Below are 6,828 nucleotides of genomic sequence, written 5' to 3'. Positions count from 1 at the left end.
TGAATAACTGCTTAGACATTAACTTTCTTTGGCTCATTTATTATATCTTATTATTTTGTTCATTCACAAAAATAGCTAATCTGCAACCACACGATTGTAGATTAGCCGATTATTTAATTTACTTCACTCTACTCTATTGTGCCGGGCATGGCACTCATTCTTTCAGAGTTAACCCGTACGTACGTTGTAATGATAAATCAATAGATTTACTATAAAAAAACCTTTACATGGAGTGAATCGAGGGGAAATCTCCATGCAAAGGAATATCAGAAGGCATCTTTAATTTCTACAATATCTTTGATTTTAATATGTGTAACAAATATACCGTTTAGTAAACGGACTTCATTTTCAATCATATCTGATTCGATAACCGGGCCTTTGAGTGTGCCGGTTTTTTCTTGTCCGTTTTTTAGAATGAGAACTACATCTTTATCTAACCATTTTTCTAAGTTCTTCATATATGCCACCGATTGTAAATGTGAAAGAGAAAGCGGTAGTTATCAACAATCTAACAGAAATCACTTGATTCACTTTAATGACAAATTAAGGATTTTCAGGATGTGAGAAAACATAAGGTGAATATTGATTGCCGTGATAAAGCATTCGATTTAATCGCATAACACCAGCTTTCTGGTAATATTGTAAGCGATTACTTAATTTGAGGAAATATTGAATTTTTTCGAAAAATCGTAAATTTTTTGCATTTAAACAAAAAAATCAGGAATTGACCTGATTTTTTGAATTTATTTTGTATTTGCAGCTAATTCTTTTGCTAGAACTTCAAGCTGTTTGAGATTTTCTTCAGATACTGAAGATTGTATTTTAACAATTGGATCTACAATTTTCATATTCTTCATAGACGCAAGCTGTGCTTTCATTTTATTTGCTGCCATTGGAGCCCAGGAACCATTCTCAACTAGACCAATTGTTCTATTGGAAAGGTTGTGATTCTTTAATTCTGTTAATAGATTCTGCATGGAATCAAAGACTTCTGCATTATAAGTAGCAGAAGCAAATACAAGCGTTGAATACTGGAAAGCACGTGAGACAAGTTCAGATGTGTCTGTTTTGGATGTATCAAAGACCATAACACTTCTCATGCCTTCTTCTGCTAACTTCATTGCTAGAATTTCTGCTGCGTTTTGAGTGTTTCCATAAATAGAACCATAGAAGATTGCAACGGAATATCTTTGTGGTTCATATGTTGACCATTGATGGTAGCGAGAAAGAATCTGTTCAAAGTCTTTTCTCCAGATATGTGCGTGAAGCGGGCATATCATTTTGATATCAAGAGTGGAAGCTTTTTTCAGCACTGCCTGTGTTTGTGGGCCGTATTTACCGACAATGTTAACGTAATATCTTCTTGCTTCATCTCTCCAGTCGTGATCCCATCTAACTTCATCTGCAAAAATATTTCCACTCATTGCGCCAAATGCACCAAATGCATCTGCGGAAAAGAGAGTGCCTGTTGTGGATTCGTATGTCATCATTACTTCTGGCCAGTGTACCATTGGGGCAGAAATAAAGTGTAATTCGTGCTTTCCAAGGGAAAGTGTATCTCCTTCCTTGATGACAATAGAGCGATCTTTTGTATCAATATGGTAGAAATTTTCCATCATTTTAAATGCCTGAACACTGCTGACAATTTTCATTTCAGGGTACATTTTGAAAAGATCAGGGATTACTGAGCAATGGTCTGGCTCCATATGCTGAACGACCATATAGTCTAGTTTTCTTCCCTCTAAAGCATAGGTGAGATTTTCTAAAAATTGTCTAGATACTGATTCATCAATACCATCCATCAGACAAGTTTTTTCGTCTTTGATTAAATAGTTGTTATATGACATTCCCTCAGGAACAGGGTAAACATTTTCAAATAAAGCAATACGTCTGTCATTTGCTCCTAGATAATAAATATCATCATTAATTTTGCGAACATTATACATAAATGACTATCTCCTTTTTTTATATTAGAAATCATAGTTCAGAATGGATGAAAATGGAACTGATATATTATAGATTTTGTATATTTTTTTACTGTAATATAGTATTAGACAAGAGGTTGATTATGGCGAATATATTTGACTATTTAGAATGGAGAAGTGATGTTCCTTTTTCATGTGACCCATTTAATGAAGTAGATAATTTAGTTTTAGCACAACTTGCATATACAGATTTTGATGGATGTATTCCAGAAGATAAAGAAGATGGAGCGACTTTGAAAGAAATCTATGAGCAATATTATCATATTCATACGCGTGAAGAAATACTTGCACGAACAAGTTTTATCGCAAAAGCACCATTATTAATGGATAAAATGATTGATTCTAAACGGTATGGTAATATTCGTTTAAAAGGATATGTGAATTATATCAATGATGAAAAAAGCCAGCAGATGAGTGCTGTTCAAATGTATCTATCAGATGGGACTGTATATTTAGCGTATCGCGGAACAGATGATACTTTTACAGGATGGAAGGAAGATCTTTGCTTTTCTTATATGGAAGAAACTGCAGGACAGAGAGAATCTTTACTTTATATGAATGAACATTTTCTTGATAAAAGTGTAAAACTGCGTGTTGGTGGACATTCAAAAGGTGGAAATTTTGCTATTTATGCAAGTGCTTTTTGTGATGCTTCCATTCAAGAAAATATCATTGAAGTGTATTCAAATGATGCTCCTGGATTTATGTATGAAATAACGATGAAAGAACAATATCAGAAATTGCTGCCAAAAATAAAAGCAATTGTTCCAGAATGTAGTGTGATTGGAGTTTTGATGTATTCTTCAGGAAAAAGAAAAGTCATTCAATCCAGCGGGAAGGGATTGATGCAGCACGATGCAAATACATGGCAAGTTATCAGAAATCATTTTATCGAAGTTGAAGAAAGAAGTGCAAATAGCATATTAGCGGATAAGACAATTCGTGGATGGCTGAAAGACTTATCATTAGAAGATAGGGAAGTGTTTGTACAAACGATTTTTGAAGTATTAGAGTCAAGTGGAGCTGCATGTGTGTCGGAGTTTAATAGATCAATTATTGCAAATGTTCCTAAAATTGTTATGAAACTATCTTCATTACCAAAGGAAAAATTAGATAATTTTAAAATGGTGATTGTAGAACTTGCGAAAAGTTACATTGGTGAAACAACGGATTCTTTGGGAAATGGAATCAAAGAAGCAGCAAATAATCTGAAAAAGAAATTATCAAATTAAACTGACCTTATAAAAAGTTATAGAATTGGATATTTTTATATATCCAGAATATCATAAAATATCTCCTGTAGTTAGGGGGATCGTATATGAATAAAACTACGACATTAAAACTTACTGTGATGGCATTGATGGCTGCATTGTGCTATGTTGCGTTCACATTTCTTCAAATTAAAATTCCAACACCGGTAGGATTTACATCATTTCACTTAGGAAATACATTTTGCGTATTGGCAGCTTTATTACTTGGTGGTGTTCCTGGAGGTATTGCTGGAGCAGTTGGTATGGGGATTGGAGATCTTTTAGATCCTGTATATATTACTGTTGCTCCTAAGACAATTATTTTGAAAATGGGTATTGGTGTTGTAACTGGTTTGTTTGCACATAAAATATTTCACATTCAGGATAAAGAGAACAGTGAATTATATAAAGATGTTGTTCTATCCTGTACAGCTGGTATGATCTTCAACTTGATTGGCGAAACATTGTTGTCATATCTATATTATTTAGTTGTATTAGGAAGTGCTGAAAAGGCAGCGACATATCTTGCTACAGCTAAATTTGTTACAACAGGAGTCAATGGTGTACTTGCAATTGTGATTGCTTCTGCTTTATATATTGCGATGTATCCAAGATTGAAAAGCAATGGCACTTTGAAAAAATTAGCACCAAAAAATTAAACTGTGTGAAAAATCATGCAGTTTTTCTTTATGTGTATTGAAAATACATGAACTGTTTTTTTATAATATTTTCAGGTGAGAAAAATGATTTATTTAACAGGTGATACGCACGGTGGAATCGATGTTCGTAAATTACTGGACAAAAAATTTTTGAAACGAGTCAAGGAAGGTGATTATTTAATCATCTGTGGTGATTTTGGATTTATCTGGGATTATAAAAAAGAAAAAAGAAAAGAAAAAGAATGGCTAGATTTTTTTAATAATCAAAAATACACAACATTGTTTGTTGATGGAAATCATGAATGTTTTCCACGTTTGATGCAGTATCCTCAAAAACAGTGGAATGGCGGAAAAATTCATGTTATCCGTGAAAAAGTATTTCATTTAATGCGTGGACAGGTTTTTGAAATAGAAGGACAGAAGATATTCACAATGGGTGGTGCTTCTTCTCATGACCGTGGTCCTGCAGTAGGAAATGAGAAAAAAGTGATTGGCAAATCCTGGTGGCCTGAAGAAATTCCATCTCAAGATGAGTTGAATGAAGGAATCGAAAATTTAAAGCGTAATGAGAATAAAGTGGACTATATAATAACGCATTGTCTATCATCCTCAGATCAGTATGAACTTAAAGGAGATAGTTTTAAGACGGATATATTGACAGAATATTTTGAAACTCTGAAACATTCAATTTCATATCTTCATTGGTATGGTGGGCATTATCATACAAATACGGATCTTAGTGGAAATGTGTCTGAACTGTATAACCGAATTCTTGAAATTGGAGAAACAGTAGCGGCTTCACAACCAATTCTAGGTACACCGATTTATCAAAAAGGTGATCGTGTGTGTTTTCATAATCAAGGAAACTGTTATTGTGGAACAATTGTTGGAATTTATCCATGGGGAAAATCTGATGTAAAAGATCAAGCTGTTTATGACATCTCTCTAGATGATCAACAAACAATCATTCATTATGTCAAAGAAGAAAATACATTTGGGTATAGCTGTGTATAAAAAATAACCACTTCAATTTTACAGTGGTTATTTTTTATACAGCCTTTTTTCAACATCTTCTTTAAATTTAAGAAATGTTTCTTCTGAAAGATCGTGCTCGATTTTGCAGGCATCTTTTTGTGCAACTTCTTTATCTACACCTAAAAATTCAAAATAATCTGTGAGTACTTTGTGTCTTTCGTAAATTCTTGTTGCAATTTCTCTTCCTGGCGGAAGTAAAATCAATGAGCCGTCATGCTTCATTTCAATATAGCCATTTTCGCGAAGCTTTTTCATAGCAACACTGACACTGGCTTTTGAAAATCCACGATCCTCTGCGATATCAACAGAATGTACGACTCCTTTTTTCTCTTCAATCATTAAAATAGATTCTAAGTAATCCTCAGCGGATTCATAAATTGGCATTGTCATATGTATTTTACCTCGTAACTATTATTGTATATGAAATTTAAAAAATGAAAAGATAAGAGCAATTCACAAATGATGAAAAATAATGATATGATATTTAACAAGAATAGTAGGAAGGTCTTTTCATGAATGTAGTTACAGATCCAGTTACAAAAGAAATGTTGATAGAAGCACTTCAGAAATTAGGTGTTTCTTCTAATCAAATACTTGAGGTACATGCTAGTTTGAGCTCTTTTCATAATGTAATTGGTGGAGCAAGAACGGTTGTAGATGCATTGATGGAATTGGCTGGAGATACTGGTACATTATTAATGCCAACACAATCATGTGATAACAGTGAACCAAGTGATTGGGAAAATCCTGCAGTTGCACCTGAGTTATACCGAACAGCTCGTGAGGCAATACCGCCATTTGATGCCAGTAAGTCAGATATCCTGTATATGGGCGCAATTGCAGAAAATTTCAGACATAGAGATGGAGTGATTATATCTAATCATCCACAGGTTTCTTATGCAGCCTGGGGAAGATATGCAAAGTTATTATGCAATAGACAATCTTTACATTTTCCTCTTGCAGAAGAATCGCCTGCAGCTAGATTATATGAATTAAAAGGAAATGTTCTTTTATTTGGCGTTGATTTTGACAAGGCAACATGCATGCATTTGGCCGAGTATCGTTGCGAAGCTCGTCCAATACAAATTCATGGTGCATGTGTTGAGGGTGAAAATGGTCCAGTGTGGAAAAAATATTTGGATTTAGATATAGACAGCGAAGTTTTTATTAAAATCAGACAAATCATGCAAAGAAAAAACATGATTAAGCAAACAACAATTGGTGGATGCAAAATCATGTATTTCTCAGCTTCTAGAGCAATTGACGAAACAACAAGCTACCTGGAAAGAACACAAGTATACGAGTTATATCGTTAATCAATCTGCCAATGATGCTGGAGGTAAAAGGATGCAATGTCCTTTGCAGCTTCCAGCATTTCTTTTTCAAAATCTTGATCAAATCGATTTTTGACTGGTGAATCCAAATCAATTTCCATAATTACTTCATCATTGACGATGACTGGAACACATAGTTCAGAACGACTTGCGGAATCACATGCAATATGATCTTTGATTGCAAGTACATCATCAATGCGCTGTACAGTTTTGTCTCGATAGCATTTTCCACATACACCTTTTGTAAAAGGAATTGGTGAACATGCAGGTTTACCTTGGAAAGGTCCTACAACAAGTTGACCATTTTTTACAAAATAGAAGCCTGCCCAGTTTAATTCATTGTAGCCATTCATAATAACACTTGAAATATTTGCTAGAGAAGCAATCATGTCGGGATCATTTAAAAATCCTCTAATCTGTTCATTAATATATTTATTTTCCATTTGAATAATATAACATAACTGACCACCTGATTCAAAAAAGTTCAGAAATCTCTTTAGTGTCCGCTTTTTAGTACAATAAAATCATATTGCTGGATATACACTTTAACTGCGAGGTAAAAGTA

At 33.9% G+C, this 6,828-nt stretch carries 8 protein-coding genes; 4 read left to right on the top strand and 4 right to left on the bottom strand.

The genetic code is table 11. The annotated features are described in order from the left end of the window. Window positions 1-266: 266 nt before the first annotated feature. Together ACTND6_RS10125 and ACTND6_RS10120 are read right to left on the bottom strand one after the other, a co-directional pair. Window positions 267-458, bottom strand: coding sequence for a hypothetical protein (locus ACTND6_RS10125; protein ID WP_441024007.1), 192 nt, complete (start codon window positions 456-458; stop codon window positions 267-269). Window positions 459-743: 285 nt separating this feature from the next. Further along, on the bottom strand, window positions 744-1,946 hold the full coding sequence (locus ACTND6_RS10120) for an FprA family A-type flavoprotein (RefSeq protein ID WP_441024005.1): 1,203 nt from the start codon (window positions 1,944-1,946) through the stop codon (window positions 744-746). 122 nt (window positions 1,947-2,068) lie between these two features. Between ACTND6_RS10120 and ACTND6_RS10115 the strand changes: the two genes are divergently transcribed. The 3 genes from ACTND6_RS10115 (at window position 2,069) to ACTND6_RS10105 (ending at window position 4,908) form a co-directional block, all read left to right on the top strand. Further along, complete coding sequence (locus ACTND6_RS10115; RefSeq protein ID WP_441024003.1) at window positions 2,069-3,217, top strand: Mbeg1-like protein; 1,149 nt, start codon at window positions 2,069-2,071, stop codon at window positions 3,215-3,217. An 86-nt stretch (window positions 3,218-3,303) separates the two neighbouring features. Beyond that, a complete protein-coding gene (locus ACTND6_RS10110) occupies window positions 3,304-3,894 on the top strand; it encodes an ECF transporter S component (protein ID WP_441024001.1) in 591 nt (196 codons plus the stop codon). 84 nt (window positions 3,895-3,978) lie between these two features. After that, entirely contained in the window at window positions 3,979-4,908 is a 930-nt protein-coding gene (locus ACTND6_RS10105; protein ID WP_441023999.1) for a metallophosphoesterase, read from the top strand. A 27-nt stretch (window positions 4,909-4,935) separates the two neighbouring features. Here the strand turns inward: ACTND6_RS10105 and ACTND6_RS10100 are convergent, their stop codons facing one another. Then, window positions 4,936-5,319, bottom strand: a complete 384-nt coding sequence (locus ACTND6_RS10100) for a metal-dependent transcriptional regulator (protein ID WP_441023997.1) — start codon at window positions 5,317-5,319, stop codon at window positions 4,936-4,938. A gap of 122 nt (window positions 5,320-5,441) precedes the next feature. Between ACTND6_RS10100 and ACTND6_RS10095 the strand changes: the two genes are divergently transcribed. After that, entirely contained in the window at window positions 5,442-6,245 is an 804-nt protein-coding gene (locus ACTND6_RS10095; protein ID WP_441023995.1) for an aminoglycoside N(3)-acetyltransferase, read from the top strand. On the opposite strand, the gene ACTND6_RS10090 is transcribed toward ACTND6_RS10095, so the two are convergent. After that, window positions 6,242-6,706 (bottom strand): GAF domain-containing protein, encoded by a 465-nt coding sequence (locus ACTND6_RS10090; protein ID WP_441023993.1) that lies wholly within the window; start codon window positions 6,704-6,706, stop codon window positions 6,242-6,244. The genes ACTND6_RS10095 and ACTND6_RS10090 overlap by 4 nt on opposite strands. Window positions 6,707-6,828: the final 122 nt, after the last annotated feature.

Source organism: Bulleidia sp. HCP3S3_C9 (assembly GCF_052064035.1).
Lineage (GTDB): Bacteria > Bacillota_I > Bacilli_A > Erysipelotrichales > Erysipelotrichaceae > Bulleidia.
The sequence above is the reverse complement of the archived record's forward strand: the minus strand, read 5'-3'. Positions and strand labels throughout refer to the sequence as shown.